The organism is Nocardia sp. NPDC051756, assembly GCF_040681495.1.
Classification (GTDB): Bacteria; Actinomycetota; Actinomycetes; order Mycobacteriales; family Mycobacteriaceae; genus Nocardia.
The window spans coordinates 284,282-302,719 of the sequence record NZ_JBFAYV010000009.1; the positions used below are offsets into that span (position 1 = coordinate 284,282).

At 68.0% G+C, this 18,438-nt stretch carries 17 protein-coding genes; 7 read left to right on the forward strand and 10 right to left on the reverse strand.

Going from position 1 to position 18,438, the window contains the following annotated elements; genetic code table 11:
• Positions 1-5 precede the first annotated feature (5 nt).
• The 5 genes from pstA to AB0M22_RS36180 form a co-directional block, all read right to left on the reverse strand.
• Entirely contained in the window at positions 6-908 is a 903-nt protein-coding gene (pstA, locus tag AB0M22_RS36160) for a phosphate ABC transporter permease PstA (RefSeq protein WP_364736547.1), read from the reverse strand.
• Positions 905-1,876: a phosphate ABC transporter permease subunit PstC gene (gene pstC / locus AB0M22_RS36165; protein WP_364736639.1), complete on the reverse strand. Its 972-nt coding sequence runs from the start codon at positions 1,874-1,876 to the stop codon at positions 905-907. Before pstC ends, pstA begins: the two co-directional genes overlap by 4 nt.
• Before the next feature lie 94 nt (positions 1,877-1,970).
• Complete coding sequence (pstS, locus tag AB0M22_RS36170; protein WP_364736549.1) at positions 1,971-3,086, reverse strand: phosphate ABC transporter substrate-binding protein PstS; 1,116 nt, start codon at positions 3,084-3,086, stop codon at positions 1,971-1,973.
• A 243-nt stretch (positions 3,087-3,329) separates the two neighbouring features.
• On the reverse strand, positions 3,330-4,250 hold the full coding sequence (mshD, locus tag AB0M22_RS36175; protein ID WP_364736551.1) for a mycothiol synthase: 921 nt from the start codon (positions 4,248-4,250) through the stop codon (positions 3,330-3,332).
• A gap of 205 nt (positions 4,251-4,455) precedes the next feature.
• Positions 4,456-5,220: a response regulator transcription factor gene (locus tag AB0M22_RS36180; RefSeq protein ID WP_364736641.1), complete on the reverse strand. Its 765-nt coding sequence runs from the start codon at positions 5,218-5,220 to the stop codon at positions 4,456-4,458.
• 159 nt (positions 5,221-5,379) lie between these two features.
• Between AB0M22_RS36180 and AB0M22_RS36185 the strand changes: the two genes are divergently transcribed.
• From AB0M22_RS36185 to AB0M22_RS36210, 6 genes are all read left to right on the forward strand, one after another.
• A complete protein-coding gene (locus AB0M22_RS36185; protein ID WP_364736553.1) occupies positions 5,380-6,189 on the forward strand; it encodes a DUF2993 domain-containing protein in 810 nt (269 codons plus the stop codon).
• On the forward strand, positions 6,186-6,626 hold the full coding sequence (locus AB0M22_RS36190; RefSeq protein ID WP_364736555.1) for a thioredoxin family protein: 441 nt from the start codon (positions 6,186-6,188) through the stop codon (positions 6,624-6,626). The genes AB0M22_RS36185 and AB0M22_RS36190 overlap by 4 nt, the downstream gene beginning before the upstream one ends.
• 287 nt (positions 6,627-6,913) lie before the next feature.
• Positions 6,914-7,411 (forward strand): DUF4395 domain-containing protein, encoded by a 498-nt coding sequence (locus tag AB0M22_RS36195; protein ID WP_364736557.1) that lies wholly within the window; start codon positions 6,914-6,916, stop codon positions 7,409-7,411.
• Positions 7,412-7,439: 28 nt separating this feature from the next.
• Positions 7,440-8,273 carry a sulfurtransferase gene (locus AB0M22_RS36200; RefSeq protein WP_364736559.1) on the forward strand — a complete coding sequence of 278 codons (834 nt, stop codon included), beginning with the start codon at positions 7,440-7,442 and terminating at the stop codon, positions 8,271-8,273.
• 5 nt (positions 8,274-8,278) lie between these two features.
• Complete coding sequence (locus AB0M22_RS36205; RefSeq protein WP_040730884.1) at positions 8,279-8,584, forward strand: DUF1416 domain-containing protein; 306 nt, start codon at positions 8,279-8,281, stop codon at positions 8,582-8,584.
• Positions 8,585-8,776: 192 nt separating this feature from the next.
• Positions 8,777-9,484 carry an FABP family protein gene (locus AB0M22_RS36210; protein WP_364736561.1) on the forward strand — a complete coding sequence of 236 codons (708 nt, stop codon included), beginning with the start codon at positions 8,777-8,779 and terminating at the stop codon, positions 9,482-9,484.
• Positions 9,485-9,738: 254 nt separating this feature from the next.
• Here AB0M22_RS36210 and cydC read toward each other — a convergent pair whose 3' ends face one another.
• The 5 genes from cydC to AB0M22_RS36235 all read right to left on the reverse strand — a co-directional run bounded on the left by cydC (position 9,739) and on the right by AB0M22_RS36235 (position 17,072).
• On the reverse strand, positions 9,739-11,433 hold the full coding sequence (gene cydC, locus AB0M22_RS36215; protein WP_364736563.1) for a thiol reductant ABC exporter subunit CydC: 1,695 nt from the start codon (positions 11,431-11,433) through the stop codon (positions 9,739-9,741).
• Positions 11,434-11,546: 113 nt separating this feature from the next.
• The gene (locus AB0M22_RS36220; RefSeq protein ID WP_364736565.1) at positions 11,547-13,325 is read right to left on the reverse strand and encodes an ABC transporter ATP-binding protein/permease; all 1,779 of its coding nucleotides are present in this window, start codon (positions 13,323-13,325) and stop codon (positions 11,547-11,549) included.
• Between the two features lie 3 nt (positions 13,326-13,328).
• A complete protein-coding gene (gene cydB, locus AB0M22_RS36225) occupies positions 13,329-14,360 on the reverse strand; it encodes a cytochrome d ubiquinol oxidase subunit II (RefSeq protein ID WP_364736567.1) in 1,032 nt (343 codons plus the stop codon).
• A gap of 9 nt (positions 14,361-14,369) precedes the next feature.
• Positions 14,370-15,860 (reverse strand): cytochrome ubiquinol oxidase subunit I, encoded by a 1,491-nt coding sequence (locus AB0M22_RS36230; RefSeq protein ID WP_364736569.1) that lies wholly within the window; start codon positions 15,858-15,860, stop codon positions 14,370-14,372.
• 291 nt (positions 15,861-16,151) lie between these two features.
• A complete protein-coding gene (locus AB0M22_RS36235; protein ID WP_150403874.1) occupies positions 16,152-17,072 on the reverse strand; it encodes an aminodeoxychorismate lyase in 921 nt (306 codons plus the stop codon).
• A 172-nt stretch (positions 17,073-17,244) separates the two neighbouring features.
• On the opposite strand from AB0M22_RS36235, the gene AB0M22_RS36240 reads away from it, so the two are divergent.
• Positions 17,245-18,357 carry a folate-binding protein gene (locus tag AB0M22_RS36240; RefSeq protein ID WP_364736572.1) on the forward strand — a complete coding sequence of 371 codons (1,113 nt, stop codon included), beginning with the start codon at positions 17,245-17,247 and terminating at the stop codon, positions 18,355-18,357.
• Positions 18,358-18,438: the final 81 nt, after the last annotated feature.

Genomic DNA, 18,438 nt, shown 5'->3' on the forward strand with positions numbered 1-18,438 from the left:
GTTTCCTATCGATTCCGCGTGAGCAGCTTGTTGACGACCGCGGCCGCCGCGTACAGCAGCGCGATGAGCAGGATCAGCGTCAGCGCCGCACCCCACACACGCTCGCGACCTGCCGCCTCCGGGTTCGCCAGCTCCTGGTAGATCAGCAGCGGGAGCGAGGCCATGTTGCCGTCGAAGAGGTTGGTGTTGATCGACTTGCTGTAGCCGACCAGCACCAGCACCGGCGCGGTCTCACCCATGACCCGGGCCAGCGCCAGCAGGATGCCGCTGATCATGCCGGGCAGCGCCGTCGGCACGACGATCCGGACGATGGTCTTCCACTTGGGAATGCCGAGCGCGTAGGACGCCTCGCGCAGTTCGTCCGGCACCAGTTTGAGCATTTCCTCGGTGCTGCGCACCACGACCGGCAGCATCAACAGCACCATGGCCAGCGACACCGCCAGCGCGCTTTGCGGAAAGCCGAGCGTGGCGATCCACAGCGCGAAGATGAACAGCGCCGCGACGATGGACGGCACACCCGCGAGGATGTCGACCATGAAGGTGGTCACCTTGGCCAGCGTGCCGCGGCCGTACTCCACCAGATACACCGCGGCCATGACGCCGATCGGCACCGCGATCACCGCGGCGACCGCCGACTGCACGATGGTGCCGTAGATCGCGTGGTATACGCCGCCACCGGTCTGCTCGGGCAGAATGCCCTTCTGCGACTTCTGCCACCAGTCCAGCGACGCGACCGCTTCGATGCCGTGGCTGATCACCGTGAACAGCACCCAGACCAGCGGTATCAGGGCAATGCCGAAGCAGAGCCACACCACCACGGTCGCGATGTTGTTGCGGATCTTGCGGCTGAAGCTCACATCGCGGAACGTCGGCGCCTTGATCGGCTTGTCGAGCGTTGTGGTGGTCATCCGTTAACCCTTCCGCCTGCCGTGAGCCGTGCCAGGGCGTTGACGATGAAGGTCAGCGCGAACAACACGAAACCGGCCGCAATGTAGGCACCCGTCGGCAGCGGTGAACTGAATTCCGACGCCGAGGCGGCGATCCGGGAGGCGAAGGTGTAGCCACCGTCGAACAGCGACCAGCCGCCTGCCTGCGCGGAGGTCTTCAACACGACCAGGACCGCGATGGTCTCACCGAGTGCGCGCCCGAGCCCGAGCATGGAGCCCGCGATCACACCGCTGCGGCCGTAGGGCAACACGGTCATCCGCACCATCTCCCACTTCGTCGCGCCGAGCGCGTGCGCCGCCTCGATGTGCGCCGGCGGGGTCAGCGCGAAGACCTCACGCGACACCGAGGTGATGATCGGCAGGATCATGACCGCCAGCACCACGCCCGCGGTGAAGATCGTGCCGCCGCCGGAGATGGTCACGTCGCCGTCGGCGAACAGGAAGAACCAGCCGAGGTTGTCGTTCAGGAACTGCTGCAGCGGCTTGAGGTGCGGCGCGAGGACCAGGAAACCCCACAGGCCGAACACGATCGACGGCACCGCGGCCAGCAGATCGGTCATGGTCGCGAACAGCCGCGCCAGGGTCTTCGGCGCGTAGTGGGTCAGGAACAACGCGATACCCACGCCGATCGGGACCGCGATGACCAGCGCGAGCGCCGAGCTCAACACCGTGACCATGAACAGGTCGCGGATGCCGAACCGCAGATGGTCGGCATCGCCGGTCTTGAACTCGGAGCTGGTGAAGAAGTTGGCTTCGTTCGCCATGACCGAGGGCACCGCGCGGATCAATAGGAACAACGCGATCAGCGCGATAGCGGCGACGATGGTCGCGCCCGAAGCGGTGGCCAGAGACCGGAAGACGATCTCGGCCCGGTTGCTGTGGGCGGGACGAGCCTTTTTGGCCGGCTCGGTGCCAGGTTCACTCGACATAGGGGGAATGTCTCCGGCCGCCCGCGGGCCCGTCGAATCCGACGAGCCCGCGGCGGTCACCTCAGGGTGCACGGTCATGGCTACAACTGTGCGATCAGGAGATGGCGTTGATCGCGGTGGTCAGGCGGGTCTTGAACTTGTCCGGGATCGGGACGTACCCGGCCTCGTCGAGACCCTTCTGGCCGTTGGTGGTCGCCGAGGTCAGGAACGCCTTGACCGCCTTGGCGGTGTCCGCGTCCTTGTACTTCGAGCAGACGATCTCATAGGTGGCGAGCATGATCGGGTAGGCGCCGGCCTCGGTCGGCTTGTAGAACGAGCTGGTGTCGAGCACCAGGTCGTTGCCCTCGCCCTTGACCTTCACGCCGTCGATGGACTTGCCCGCCGAGGCCGCGGTCAGCTTGACCGGGTCCTTGCTCGCCGAGGTGATGATCTGCGCGATGGACAGGTTCTGCGACTTCGCGAACGCCCACTCGTTGTAGGTGATCGAGTTCTTGGTGCTCTTGATCGCGGCCGAGGTGCCCTCGTTGCCCTTCGCGCCCTCGCCGATACCGCCGGCGAACGCCTTGCCCGCGCCCTTGCCCCACGCGCCGTCGGCGGCCGCGTCCAGGTAGAGCTGGAAGTTGTCGGTGGTGCCCGACTCGTCGCTGCGGAAGATCACCGAGATCTTCTCCGAGGGCAGCTTGGCGTTCGGGTTGAGCGCCTTGATCTCCGGGGCGTCCCAGGTGGCGACGGCGCCGTTGAACACCTTGGCGGCGGTCGGGCCGTCCAGCACGAGGTCGGTGACGCCGTCGATGTTGTAGGTGATGGCGATCGGGCCGAAGACGGTCGGCAGGTTCCAGGCGGGCGCGCCGCAGCGGTCCTGCGCCTTGGTGGTCTCGTCCTTCTTCGCGTTGAGCGGCGAGTCGGAGCCGCCGAAATCGGTCTGGGCTCCGATGAACTCGTTGACGCCGGCGCCGGAGCCGCTCGAGGTGTAGTTCAGGGTGTTGCCGTCGCAGTTGGCCTCGTAGGCCGCGACGAAGCGGTCCATCGCGTTCTTCTGCGCCGAGGAGCCGCTCGACTTGAGCGCCTTCTTGCCACCGCAGGCGATGTCCGACTTGGCAGTGGTGCCGTCGTTGCCGGCGCTGGTGTTGTCGTCGCTGCCACAGGCGGCGAGCGTCATGGCACCAACGGCCAGCACACCAACGAGGGCGCTGCTGCGCTTGAGATTCACTATTCCTCCGGAAAGGCGTCCTACTCGTCCGGTCCCTCACCTGGCCCGGACGGGTGATGTGGTGCTGTTCGCGGGGAACTTGCGCACCAGGCAGCCGTGGGCTGCCCACCAATCAACGTAAAGTCACGTGGTTGACAGTTGGACCGACCTGAGTGAACGGCGAGTGAACAGGCAAGCGCGATTGCGCCCGTTATGTGTGACATTTGCCGCAGTTTTACTCAGACGCCCCCGACGAGGCCCCTGCTATTCAGCTGAGGCCGCCGAATAGGCGACATCGATGTGCGCGGGCGTGAACCCGAGCCGGGTGTAGGTATGGACCGCGGCGGTGTTGTCGGCCTCGGTGTAGAGCAGCACCTCGGCGAGGCCGCGCTCGCGCAGATGATGCAGGCCGACCAGGGTCAGCAGGCGGCCGAGTCCGCGGCCCTGCGCGGCCGGGTCGATGCCGACCACGTAGACCTCGCCGACCGCCGGGTTCTCGTCGTAATGCACCTTGGTCCAATGGAATCCGAGGACGCGGCCGGGGTCGGCGGTGTCCGTCGCGAGGAACAGTCCCTCGGGCTCGAACCAGGACTCGGCGCGGCGCACCTCGATATCGCGTTCGGTCCAGCCGCCCTGCTCCGGATGCCAGGCGAACGCGGCGTTGTTCACGCGGAGGATCTCGGCGTCGTCGGCGGGTCCCGCGTAGGTGCGGATGGTCACTCGGCCGCGGGCGGTGATTTCGGGTAGCTCAGGCGTTGCCAGGGGTCGGCGCATCTGCCACAGCTCGCGCGCGGTGATCAACCCGAGCCGGGCCGAGACGGCTTTGGCGGCCGGCAGATCGCCATGCGCCCAGACCCGGGTGCCCGGCCCGCCCTCGGCCAGTGCCGCGGCGACCAGGCTGGTGCCGATGCCCTGCCCGCGAGCCGGCGGATCGACCGCGACCTCGGCCATCGCCGGGTGTTCGCCATGGGCCGGAACGAGATTCGCGTACCCGGCGATCGCGTCATCGCGCACGGCGATCAGATGCCGCACCGCGGGGTCATCGCCCGCGCTCAGCGACAGGACGGCCTGTTCGGAAACGGGGGCTACACCGTCGGCGGCGACCGCGCGTTCGAGCAGTTGCCGGACGTCCGCGGCGGCGGCCGCGTCCAGCCGCTCGGTCCACTCTGTTGCCACGCCGTTCATCGGGCTCCATTCCTCGCGCTCCGCGGCATCCCGAGTGGGATCCCTACCCGGACAACGTCATTGCGTAGCCCAACATTTCGGGACCGGCCGGGGCCGATCCGCGTCCCGGTCGCGGCGCGTCGAATACCGCGCCCGGCGCGCTGAACGCGATGCGAACACATAATGACGCGACGGTGTTTCGGATTGTTCGGCGGGGCCGCCGAACTCACTGCACGGAGCCGTTGACCGGAGCGAGCGGCGCGTCGTCGGTGCCCTCCGGCTCGTCCTCCGGAACGGGCGCCGACTCGCCCTTGGTCGCCGTCCGCGACGGCCGCACCGCCTTGTAGCCGACGTTGCGCACGGTGCCGATGAGCGATTCGTACTCGCTGCCGAGCTTGGCGCGCAGCCGCCGGACATGCACGTCGACCGTGCGGGTGCCGCCGAAGAAGTCGTAGCCCCACACCTCTTGCAGCAGCTGGGCCCTGGTGAACACCCGGCCCGCGTGCTGCGCGAGGTACTTGAGCAGCTCGAATTCCTTGTAGGTCAGGTCGAGCGGACGACCGCGCAGCCGGGCGGTGTAGGTGCCCTCGTCGATCACCAGCTCGCCCAGGGTGATCTTGCCGGAGTTCTCCGGGCTGGCCACGCCGCCGTTGCGGCCGACCAGCAGGCGCAGCCTGGCGTCCAGCTCGGCCGGCCCGGTGCCGGGCAGCAGGATGTCGTCGAGTCCCCAGTCGGCGTTCACCGCGACCAGGCCACCCTCGGTGAGCACGGCGACCACCGGCACCGACGACCCGGTGCTGCCGAGCAGGCGGCACAGGCCGCGCGCGGCGGCCAGGTCGGTACGGGCGTCGACCAATGCGACGTCCGCGGTGCCCGCCTCCAGCAGCGAACTGACCTCGGTCGGCGCCGGGCGCACGTGGTGCGCCAGCAACGACAGCGAGGGCAATACCGCGTCGGGGTTGGGGTCGGAGGTCAGCAGGAGTAGCTCCACAAGCTCTCCTCCCATCTCGTAGCTCCGTTGGACAACAGCCGCACTGCCGGGGGCCACGTCGCTGATCACAGGTAATTCGGATGCAAGATTAGCGCGTCAACCCCGATGACCTCGCCATCCGGGTCGCCGAGTCACGCCGAGCCTCTATAAGGTTCAGCAATGCGCAAGCTCATCATCGGGCTGCTGATTCTCGCGGGACTGGCAGTGGTCATCGATTTCAGCGTCGCGGCCTATTCGGAATACCGGGTCTCGCGCGCATTACGCCAGGGCGCCGATCTGCCCGCAGATCCCGCGGTCGCGATCCGCGGTGTTTCCTTCCTCACGCAGGCGGCGGGCGGTCGCTATGACGACGTATGGATCAAGGCGAGCGGCAATCTTCCGCATACGCCGGGGGAATACGAATTCGAGACGACGCTGACCGGCGTGCGGATCCCGCTGCACGATCTGGTCGACGGCAGCCTGAAAGACGTGCCCGCCGAGCAGGTCGACAGCTCGCTGCGGATCGGGCCGACCGAGCTCGGCCGCCTGTTCACCATCCCGGACCTGCAGGTGAAGGGCCCGCCGCAGCGGGACAAGTCCGACGGCACGGGCGGCTCCGGCGGGTCCGGCATGACCTCGACCGACGACGAACCGCTGTGCCTGTTCGGCAGCCTGCCGGAATTGCCGAGCGCCCAGTACGGCACCGACAAGGTCTTCGTCCAGGCCGACCTGTCCCTCGACGGTGACCAGGTGAAAGTCGTCGCGACCGGCTTCTGCCCGCAGGCGGGCAACGACAAGACCATCCCGGAGGAGGCCATCCCCGCGGCCACTCGCTCGGCGGTGCTCGCGCGCTTCACCCGTACTATCGACATCAAGGAATTGCCGTTCGGTGTCCATCCCACCAAGGTGAGCGCGCAAGGCGGATGGATCGTAGTGGAGGGCAAGGGCGTGAACGTGACGATCGACCTCGACCGATTGCAGCGACCATGATCGAAATCACAATTCTGGCGGTGATGTTGCTCGCCGCGCTGGCGGTGGGCGTCATCGTGCGCCGCCGCGACGGCAAAGTCCGCGCGGCCACCGTCATCGAAACTCGCTCGGCCAAGGCCGATCTGCTCGCCTCCGTCGGCGTGACCGGATCCGTGCCCGCCGTGCTGCACTTCTCCGCCGACTGGTGCGGGCCCTGTGCCGCGGTGCGCCGCGTCGTCGCCGACGTCACCGGCCAGCTGGCCGAGTCGGCGCAGCCGCCGCTGGACATCGAGGTCGACATCGACGCCGAGCCGGTGCTGGCGAAAGAACTGAACGTGCTCTCGCTGCCGACCACGTTCGTCTTCGATAGTGAAGGCCGCGAACGCTTTCGGATCTCCGGCGTGCCGAAGGTGACCGATCTGCGTTCCGCGCTGGAGCCGCTGACCATCGCCGCTTAGCCGCCTTGACAGGATTCCCGGGCAGCTGTGATCAACCCGGGGTCCTTTTCTCCCGCCCGATTAGGTAAACTGCATTCGTGCTTTACAACCACGAGCTGATGCTCACCCGACGCCGCACAGTTGATCTGTGCCGCCTCGGTGGTTGTTGCTGCCTGTGCCGCTGAGCGGTCGGCTTTCCCAGATTTCCTGACGCCGACCTCTGTCCGCCGTGCGAGTGATCTCGTTGATCCCCCGGCGAACTGGCAATTTTCCAGCCATCAGTCGCATCCAGCGCAGGAGTACGCACAATGTCCACCGATATCGGTAAAACTTCGCAGAATCAGCCAATTGCCCACGGCCAGGTAGATGTTCGCGGCCCCCGCTTCGCCGCGTGGGTCACCACCGCCGTCCTCGTTCTGGTGCTGATCGCCGCTATCTTCTCCCCCATCGCCGCCGCGGTGCTCATCGCCATCCAAGCCGTCGTCTTCGCGATCGGCGCCGCCTACGGACCGCGCAAGCATCCGTACGGCCGGCTCTACGCGAAGTTCGTCGCGCCGCGGGTGGCCCCGACCACCGAGACCGAACCCGTGCCGCCGCTGAAGTTCGCGCAGCTGCTCGGCCTGGTCTTCGCGACGGTCAGCCTGCTGGGCTTCGCGCTCGGCTCCACAGTTGTCGGCGCGGTCTTCGCCGGCTTTGCCCTGTTCGCCGCGTTCTTGAACGCGGCGTTCGGGATCTGCCTGGGTTGCCAGATCTATCCCCTGGTCGCCCGTTTCCGCCGGATTACCCCGTCCCCGGCACCGAACTGATCCGCAAGTCATCTCTGAAAGGAACAACATGGCTCGCTCCGATGTCCTGGTCTCCGTGGACTGGGCCGAAGAGAACCTCAACGCCCCCGGCATTGTCTTCGTCGAGGTCGACGAGGACACCTCCGCCTATGACGGTGGCCACATCGAAGGTGCCGTCCGGCTCGACTGGAAGAAGGACCTGCAGGATCAAGTTCGTCGTGACTTCGTCAACCAGGAGCAGTTCTCCGATCTGCTCTCGGCGCGCGGCATCTCGAACGACGACGAGGTAGTCCTGTACGGCGGCAACAACAACTGGTTCGCCGCGTACGCCTACTGGTACTTCAAGCTGTACGGCCACAACAACGTCAAGCTGCTCGACGGTGGCCGCAAGAAGTGGGAGCTCGACGGCCGCCCGCTGTCCACCGACGGCGTCAGCCGCCCGGCCACCCAGTACAAGGCCGCCGCCCCCGACGTGACCATCCGCGCGTTCCGCGACGAGGTCATCGCCGCCATCGGCACGAAGAACCTGGTCGACGTCCGTTCGCCCGACGAGTTCTCCGGCAAGATCCTGGCGCCCGCGCACCTGCCGCAGGAGCAGAGCCAGCGTCCCGGCCACATCCCCACCGCGATCAACGTGCCGTGGAGCAAGGCCGCGAACGAGGACGGCACCTTCAAGTCCGACTCCGAGCTCGCCGAGATCTACCAGGAAGCGGGCCTGGACGGCGAGAAGGAGACCATCGCCTACTGCCGCATCGGCGAGCGCTCCTCGCACACCTGGTTCGTGCTGCAGGAACTGCTCGGCCACAGCAATGTCAAGAACTACGACGGGAGCTGGACCGAATACGGCTCCCTCGTCGGTGCACCGATCGAGTTGGGAGCGTAAACAACATGTGCGCAGCACCTACCCAGGGTCAGGCCATCCCCGCAGGCGTCGATGTGGAGAAGGAGACGGTCATCACCGGCCGCGTCCTGAGCACCGACGGTCAGCCGGTCGGCGGCGCGTTCGTGCGCCTGCTCGACGGCAACGGTGACTTCACCGCCGAGGTCGTCGCCTCCGGCACCGGCGACTTCCGCTTCTTCGCCGCGCCGGGTGCGTGGACGTTGCGGGCGCTCTCCTCGGCCGGCAACGGCTCGGCGGAGGTTCGCCCGGAAGGCGCGGGCATCCATCCCGTGGACGTCGCGGTCGCCAAGTAAGCAGACCTGACGCAGCTGACGGCCCCGGGCTTCCCCAACTATGACGGGAAGCACCGGGGTCGTCTGCGTATCCAGCGGCGGTTGTCGTTAGACTCCAAATGTGGTCCTCTTCTTCGAGATTCTGCTGGTGGCCGTCGCCATCCTCATCGGCTGGTTCGGCCTGTACGTCTTCTACCGGCTGTTCACCGAGTCATGAGCGATCTCGCGAGCGAGGGTTCTAATCCGGCCGAGCAAGCGAGTGAACAACTGAACGGGAACGGCTCCACCGATTCGGCTGGTCGCCGAAGCGGCGATCAGGCCGTGTCCGAGGCCGTCGAGCGGGCGAAGTCGACCGGTGCCCGCAACATTCCGGCGCTGCCGGATCTGCCGCTGCCCGAGGACACCGCGAACCTGCGGCTCGGGCCGGACCTGAGTTCCTCCATGCTCGCGCTGCTGCCCATGGTCGGCGTCTGGCGCGGCGAGGGCGAGGGCAACAGCCCCGAGCGCGGCGACTACCGCTTCGGTCAGCAGATCATCGTGGCGCACGACGGCGGCGACTACCTGTCCTGGGAGTCCCGTTCCTGGGTGCTCGACACCGAGGGCAACTACTCGGGCCCGGATCTGCGCGAGAGCGGTTTCTGGCGGGTCGGCATCGACGGCAACGACGAGGTGATCGAGCTGCTGCTCACGCACAGCACCGGCATCGTCGAACTGTTCTACGGTCAGGCGCTGACTCAGTCGTCCTGGGAGCTCGCCACCGACGTGGTCATCCGCAGCCAATCAGGGATCGTCGTCGGCGGCGCCAAGCGCCTCTACGGCATCGTCGAGGGTGGCGACTTGGCTTACGTCGAAGAGCGCGTGGTGGCCGATGGCCCCCTCGAACCGCGTCTCTCGGCCCGCTTGCAGCGCTACATCGGCTAGTTCGCCCGATCCTTTATCGGTCGTAGACGGAAAAGGAACGACCCCCGAGCCGTACCGGTGTGGTGGTTAACCATACGGGTCCCGTTCGGACTCAAACGGGGGCTCGGGGGCCGGGTGACTGCGTGGAATTCGCTAGCGCTCGCGCGGCGAATCACCTGCAGCGGTGGCGCTAGCGCGCAGCCACCTCACGAGTCCTTTGAACATACATTCTCTGAACCACCTCCTTCCTGTGTACAAACGAATGTAGCGACGAGTCAGCGGGTCGGCAACGGAATTTCTCGGTGAGCTGAAGTGGGGACTTCCCGGTCGATTAAATCGGCCGTGACCTGGGCTGATGCGTCGAGTCGGACGATCACATCGGCACGGTTGCCCGGCGGCAGTTGATGTGTGACGACGACCACAGTTCGATCCGGGTCGACCAGTCCGCTGTCGGCATCGAGCAAGGCGCACAACAGGTCTGCGCCCGCCTCGGCCTCGAGGTGTTCGGTGGGTTCGTCGAGCAGCAACACCCGGGCGGGGGATACGAGTGCTCGGGCGAGCAGGATGCGGCGGCGTTGACCACCGGAGACTGTCGCGGCGCCGCCGATCAGATCGGTGTGCACGCCCTCCGGCAGCGAATCCAGCCAGTCGCCGAGACCTACTGTGCGCAAGGCGGTTTCGGCCTCGTCCTCGGTGACGTCGCCGCGGGCGACGCGCAGGTTCTCCAGCACCGAAGTGCCGAAGAGGTGGGCGTCTTCGGCGAAGTAGGTGACGCCCGTTCGGGGTGTGTCGAACAGGCCGGCCCACATCATCAGCAGCGTGCTCTTTCCGGCGCCACTCGGGCCGACGACGGCGATTCGGCGGCCTGCGGGGATCTCCGGAAGTTGTTGGGACAGCCGATTTTCGAGCGTTGGCGCGCTGTGCCCGCCGGCCTCGTTCGCGCGGGTGTCGAGCCGGATCAGCCGATGCAGGGCCGCACGGGCCGTCGTCAGCGACTGCGCGGCGGCGGGGAGCGGACCGACCGCTTCGAAGGCGGACAGCGGAAGCAGGACGAGCACGGTGAGCGCCATCGGTGTCATCGCGCCCGGTGCACCGCCGGACGGTCCGTAGAGCGTGATGCCGATCAGCAAGGCCCCCAGCACGCTCACACCGATCGAGAGCGGGGTGGCCGCGGCCGACCACGCACTGTGTGCGGCCGCCTTGTCCTCCGCCGCGACCGCGCGCCGGGCAGCCTTGGCAGCGGCGTCTAGTGCCGCGTCGAGCCGACCGGCGACCCGCAGTTCCGCCGCGTGATCCAGCACCGTCAGTGCCTGCGCGGTGAACTCGGCCCGGTCCGTGCGCACGGCCCGTTCCGCCTCGCGCGCCGCCTTCGCCGACAGCCACGGCGCGAGAATGCCCGAAAGCCCCAGTGCCCCGGCCAGAATCGCGGCCGCGGCCACCGAAATCGTGGCGAGCAGGCCGATCGCAGCGGCGGACAACACGGCGGCGACCGCCACCGGAACGAAAACTCGAACCACGACCGCGCCGAGATCGTCTATATCGCTACCGATTCGGACCAGCAGATCACCACGCCGCAGCGGCCCGGCATCGCCGGAGCGACCCGCACCCTCGTCCCCCGAGCGCGAACCAGCCGGTCTGCGCAACCAGAAGTCCGACCCGGCCAACGTCCGATAAACCGTCGTCCGCGCCGTCGCCATCGCCCGCAACGCAACATCATGTGTCGCAAGCCGTTCCAGGTACCGAGCCAGCCCCCGCGAGATCCCCAGCGCCCGCACGGTCACCACCGCAATGCTCAAATCCAGCACCGGCGGCATCTGCCACGCCCGAGCGATCAACCACGCCGCGAGCGCCGCCAACCCGAGCCCGCTCCCGAGCGCCAGCACGCCCCACGCGATCGCCACCACCACCCGCCACCGAGACAGTTCGAGCAACGCCCACATCCGCCGCAGGTCACCGGCCACCACGCTCATCCCCCGAATTCGCCTGTGACCAGAGCCTGCTGAGGCACCCACAGCAGCCGGGTGAGACCGCCGGCGGATGCCGGGCCGGCGGTGGCCGCCGCGCAGTCGAATCGCCAGGCTCATCAGATCGTCACTTCGGCGAGCTCGGCGGCTGCGGCGCGCACCTGGACAACATGGTCGCCCGCGGCGAGAACTGTTGGGCGGTGGCCGATCACGATGACGGTCGCGCCGTCCCGTGCGCGCCGGCGTAGGGCCGCGAGGACTGCGGCTTCGCTGTCGGCGTCGAGGTGGGCGGTGGGCTCGTCGAGGAGCAGGATCGGGCGGTCGGCGGCGAGGACCCTGGTGAGTGCGAGGCGTTGGCGTTGCCCCAGAGAGAGGCCGACGCCGCCGGGACCGACCACGGTGTTCCAGCGGTCGGGCAGTTCGTCCAGGACTGTGTCGAATCCGGTGGCGACGCAGGCGGCTTCGAGGTCGTCGACAACGCGAGCCGGTCCGTGGGCGGCGGGCGACTCGGCCCGCGCGCCGAACAGTTCGAGGTTTTCGCGCAAGGTGCCTGGCACCAGGACCGGTCGCTGCGGGAGCCACGCGACGTGTGCCCACCATTCGTCCTGATCCAGGTCGCGCACGTCGACGCCGTCGACCGTCACCGACCCGTGGTCCGGTGCGAGCAGGCCGAGAATGGCTTGTACCGCCGTCGATTTCCCGCTGCCGTTCGGTCCGGCGAGCACGGTCACCGCGCCGGGCCGCAGCTCTGCCGACAATCCCTGGGGTGCGAACCCGTTGCGCGCCGCGACCGACACTTCGTGCAGCCGAACGACTCCGGCGCGCTGCCACGACTCGGCGACACCGGAGGTCCGGTCGGCGGAATCGGCTGCACCCGACTCGGATTCGAGTACCGCGAAGGCCTTGTCCGCGGCCGCCATTCCGTCCTGTGCGGCATGGAACCGCTCCCCCACCATCCGCAGTGGCAGATACACCTCGGGAGCCAGCACGAGGGCAACCAGGCCCGCGTACAGGCTCATCTCACCGAACACCAGCCGCAGGCCGATGGACACCGCGACCAGCGCCACGCTCAGCGTCGCGAGCAGCTCCAGCACCATCGAGGACAGGAACGCGATGCGCAGCGCCCGCATCGTCCGCTGCCGCAACCCGTCGCCGAGCGCACGCACCCGGCCGGCCATCGTGCCGGGCCGCGCCTGCGGCGAATCACCCGGGCCCGCAGCAGAACCCCCGGATTCGCCGCGCTCGCGTCCGAGCGCCCGCAGCGTAGGCATGCCGGCGAACAAATCGAGCAGTTGATCCGAGAGCCGGGTCGTGGCCGCGAGAGTCGCCTCGGCCCGCCCTTGCGTCAGCAGTCCGATGAGGATCATGAACACCGGAATCAACGGCAGCGTGACCACCACGATCAGCCCCGAGACCGGATCGTGAATCGCGATGACCGCCAGCACGATCGGCGGGACGAGCACCGCAAGCACCAGTGCGGGAACGTATCCGATCAGATACCCGCGCAACCCGGACAGTCCGGTGCCCACCACGACCGCGAGTTCAGTTCTGCGGCTTTCGAGTTCGCGCGGCGACAACCGCGCCCCCGCGGTGAGCACGGCGGTCTCCAGCTCCGCCACCACGCCCGCTCCCGCGCGATGCGCCAACCGCGATTGCACCCAGGTGGCGAGCACCCGGCAGCCGATGGCGAGCGCGAGCACCAGCAGTTCCGCCGTCCACGCGCCCAGCGTGCGCCGGCCGGGATCGGTGACGACCCCGGCCAGCACCCGAGCCAGCATGACCGCCGTGACCACGATCGATCCCGTGATCACCACGGACAGTGCGACACTCAGCGCCAGGTAGCGGCGGGCCGAGCGGGCGTACCGCCACAGGCGCGGATCGACGGGCGGGCGAGCCATGACTCAATCCTTCGCGGGGCCGAGCGGCAAGCCGACCGGCGCGGGAATCTGGTCGACGGTGATCCGCTTGCGGAACACCCAGTACGTCCAGCCCTGGTAGAGCAGCACGACCGGCGTGACCAGTACGGCCGCCCAGCTCATCACCTTCAGCGTGTACGGGGTGGACGAGGCGTTGTGGATGGTCAGGTCGAACGCCGAATCGATGGTGGAGGGCAGCACATTCGGGAACAGCGACCCGAACAGCAGCGTGGTCGCCGCCGCCACCACGACGGTGGTGCCGAGGAACGCCCACCCGTCACGATCGGCGAACACCGCGGCCGCGGCGGCCACGAGCCCGATCACCGCGAGCGCCAACGGAATCCAGGTCCACCCGGTGCCGTAGGCCAGCTGCGTCCAGAGGCCGAACCCGCCGACCACCACGGCCGTCGGGACCAGCAGCAGCTTGGCCGTGCGCTGCGCGTCGTCGCGCACCTCGCCGCCGGTCTTCAGCCCGAGGAACACCGCGCCGTGCAGGGCGAAAAGCAGCCCCGTGGTCAGCCCGCCGAGCAATGCGTACGGCCCGAGCAGGTCCCACACCGAACCGGCGAACTGCTTCTTCTCGTTCAGCGGCACCCCGCGCACGATATTGGCGAACACCCAGCCCCACGCGAGTGCCGGTATCCAGGAACCGATTCCGATGCCGAGGTCGCAGCGCGCCCGCCAGCGCGGGTCGTTGATCTTGCCCCGGTACTCGATCGCGCAGATCCGCAGGATCAGCGCGACCAGCAGCAACAGCAGGGCCAGGTAGAACCCGGAGAACATGCTGGCGTACCACTCCGGGAAGGCCGCGAACATCGCGCCGCCCGCGGTGATCACCCAGACCTCGTTGCCGTCCCACACCGGGCCGATGGTGTTGAGCACCACCCGCCTTCGCGTGTCCGAGCCCCTGCCGAGAATCGGCATCAGCATGCCGACCCCGAAGTCGAAGCCCTCCAGCACGAAGTAACCGGTGAACAGCACCCCGATCAGCACGAACCAGAACTCTTGCAGACTCATCGTCGGCTCCTAGTAGGCGAACGAAAGTTGTTCGACGGCAGGCTCTTCGACGCCATGCCGACCCGGACCACCGGTATCGCCGGGCCCGTCGGTGACCGCCGGGGCCGGATCCGGCCCATGAATCACGTAGCGCCGCATCAGGTAGAACCAGACGACCGCCAATCCGCCGTACAGCAGCGTGAAGACGATCAGCGAGAACAGCACCACGCCGGCCGAATGGTTCGACACGCCCTGCTGCACCATCAGCCGCAGGTTCAGGTCACCCGTCGGATTCGGCGCGACAACCCAAGGCTGGCGGCCCATTTCGGTGAACACCCAGCCCGCGCTGTTGGCCAGGAACGGCGTCGGGATCATCAGCAGGCTGAGCCAGGAGAACCAGCGCTGGTTCGGCACCCGGCCGCGGCGGGTCAGCCACAGCCCGGCCAGCGCGAGCAGCGCCGAACCCGCGGCCAGGCCGATCATCGCGCGGAACGACCAGTAGGTGACGAACAGGTTCGGCCGGTAGTCGCCGACGCCGTACTTCTCGTTGTATTCCTTTTGCAGGTCGACCACGCCGGGCAGGGTGACTCCGCTGAACTCGCCCTTGGCCAGGTACGGCAGCACCACCGGCACCTCGAGCACGTGCGTGACGCTGTCGCAGTTGTTGTGCGTGCCGACGGTCAGGATGGAGAAGTCGGGGTCGGTTTCGGTGTGGCACAACGATTCCGCCGAGGCCATCTTCATCGGCTGCTGCTCGAACATCAGCTTGCCCTGGGTGTCACCGGTGAAGAACAGTCCGGCCAGCGAAATCAGCATCACCCAGATGCCGACCAGCGCCGCGGGCCGCCACATGGTGCGCGCCTCGGTCAGCTGCGCGGCGTCGCCGCTGCGCGCCTTGCGCACCATCCACCAGCCGGCGATGCCCGCCACGAAAGTGCCTGCCGTGACGAAGGATCCGGCGACGACGTGCGGAAAGGCGGCCAGCAGTGTGTTGTTCGTGAGCACCGCGACGATGCTGTCGAGTTCGGCCCGCCCGGTCTCCGGGTTGAACCGCGCCCCGACCGGATGCTGCATGAACGAGTTCGCCGCGACGATGAAGTAGGCCGACGCGTTCACGCCGATCGCGACCATCCAAATCGCGGCCAGGTGCGCGAGTTTCGGCAATCGGGACCAGCCGAAGATCCACAGCCCGAGGAACGTCGACTCCATGAAGAAGGCGACCAGCCCCTCCAGCGCGAGCGGCGCGCCGAACACGTCACCGACGAAGCGGGAGTACTCGCTCCAGTTCATCCCGAACTGGAATTCCTGCACGATGCCGGTGGCGACGCCGAGCGCGAAGTTGATCAGGAACAACTTGCCGAAGAACTTGGTCAGCCGCAGCCAGTGATCCTTGCCGGTGATCACCCAAGCCGTCTGCATGGCGGCGACGAGCGGAGCAAGTCCAATAGTCAGCGGCACCAAGAGAAAGTGGTAGACCGTGGTTATGCCGAACTGCCATCGAGAGATGTCCAGGGCGTTCATGACTGCGCCTCGCTGGCGCTCGGCTCCGTCATGACCGCCGGTGCGGCTGCATTGTTGATTCGCTCGCTGCGCTCGCTCATCGGCCACGACCTCCTCGTCGTCTACGACATGACGTAGTAATACTACGTCGAAGGAGGTCCAGAACAATGAGTCCTAGGCCACGACACACCGGGACTTTCGGCCCCAATCAGCGGTTTTGCGGGCCGGAGGCGCGCAAGTAGGACGCACGTCACGCCGATCGGACACCCCGTCAGCGCCGGTGCGGGCAGTCACCGGTCGCCGGCGGAACTCTCACCAATCGCCGATAGCGCCCGCCCGCTCGATGCCGCGATCGACCAGATCGATGATCTCCTGCGCGTTGTCCGGGGCCGACATCCGCAGCCCGTCCAGCGAATTCACCCGCGCCGCGAGCGAGATGCTGGACATCATCCACACGCTGTCACAGGTGAGCAGATCCGCGGTGAACAGCGACTTGTAGACGCACTCCCAGCCGGCCTTCTCCGCCTCGGCGAACAGCGCGCGCTGGGTGACGCCCGGCAGCACCCCGTTCTTCGCGGGCGGGGTGATCAGCTGCTTGTCCCTGGCGATCACCACGGACGAGCGCGGGCCTTCCAGCACCCGGTTCTCCGTGCTGGTGAAGATCGCGTCGTCGGCGCCCATCCGCGCGGCGAACCGCAGCGCCGCCATGTTCGACGCGTAGGACAGGGTCTTCGCGCCCAGCAGCTGCCACGGCGCGGCCTGCGCCAGGTCGATCGAGATGCCCCGGGACAGGGTCACCACCGAGACGCCCTCGGTGCGCGCCTTCTGCACCCGGTCCGGCACCGGCAGCACGAGCACGTACGCGGTGGGCACCGGCACGGCGGCGGCGAGATCGCCGGAGGTCACCTTCTCGGCCACCCCGGATAGCTCGCTGTCGCGGCCGCGAGTGAGCACCAGCCGCATCACGCCCTCGCGGTCGGTTCCCCACTCCTTGGCGGCCCGCTCGACCGCCTCCCGCCACCGGCCGATCTCCGGCTCGGGCAGATCCAGCGCCTGCGCCGAGCGACGCAGCCGGCCTAGATGAAATTCGATCGCGCACGCGTTGCCCGCGCGCACCAGCACCGTTTCGAAAATACCGTCGCCACGCAATACGCCGATATCGTCCGCATACAACAACGGCGCGTCCGCGTCCCGGACCGCGCCGTCGAGTGAGACAAGAACCCGATCTACCATGCGTCGAGACTAGGCGGTTCGGCAATGTCTCGCCTAGGTCACGGAAGACTTCGCGGCATCTTTTACCGGCCGCTGCCCGAGGTTCACTCGCAGGCCGCGCGGACGACGGCCGGATCGTCTCCCCGCTGCCCCGGTTCGGGCACCCGAGCGCGACCCCGCCTACAGTGGAAACGTGTCCGTGGTCGTTGCGCCCAGCCCTATCCTCGCTGTTTCGGGAGCCGTCGCGGGAGCGCCGGGTTCGCCCGATGCCGCCGTCGCCTGGCACTACGGTGATCCGCTCGGTGAACAACGGGCGGCAATCGAGCGCGCGGCGGTCATCGATCGGTCGCATCGTTTCGTCCTCCGGATCACCGGCGCCGAGCGCCTGACCTGGCTGCACACCATCTCCAGTCAGCACATCGCCGCCCTCGGCGACGGGCAGTCCGCGGAGAACCTCGACCTCGATCTCAACGGCCGGGTGCTCAACCACTTCGTGCTGACCGAGCTGGACGGCACGGTCTGGATCGACACCGAGGGCGAGCGCGGCCAGGCGCTGCTGGACTTCCTGAAGAAGATGGTCTTCTGGGCCGACGCCCAACCGGCCGAGGCGGACTACGCGGTACTGAGCCTGCTCGGACCCAAGGCCGCCGACGTGCTCGCCGCCCTCGGCGTGGCGACGCTGCCCGACGCCTACGCGGCGGTTGCGCTGCCGGACGGCGGATTCCTGCGCCGGATGCCGTGGCCGACCGCCGACTCGTTCGATCTGCTCATCCCCCGCGATCGGCTCGCCGAGTTCTGGACCCGGCTGACCGAGGCCGGCGCCGAACCCGCGGGCATGTGGACCTTCGAGGCGCTGCGGGTTGCCGCCGTGCGCCCGCGGATCGGACTCGACACCGACGAGCGCACCATCCCGCACGAGGCCCGCTGGATCGGCGGCCCTGCCGAATTCGGCGCCGTGCACCTGGACAAGGGCTGCTATCGCGGCCAGGAGACCGTGGCCAGGGTGCACAACCTCGGCAAGCCGCCGCGGCACCTGGTGCTGCTGCACCTGGACGGCTCGGCCGACGAGCGCCCCGAGACCGGCGCCGACATCACCGCGGGCGGCCGCGCGATCGGCCGCCTCGGCACCGTCATCGACCACTACGAACTCGGCCCGATCGCGCTCGCGCTGATCAAACGCACCGTCCCGGCCGACACCGCGCTCACCGCCGGACCGGCCGCCGCGGCCATCGACCCGGACTCGGTGCCGACGGACGACTCACCACAGGCGGGCAGGCTCGCCGTCGATCGGCTCCGCGGACGCTGACCCGACCATGACCGCCGAATACCGAAGGGGCGCAGGCTCCGCGTTTCGCGCTGAACCATGCCCGGCCCCCGACTTCCCGGC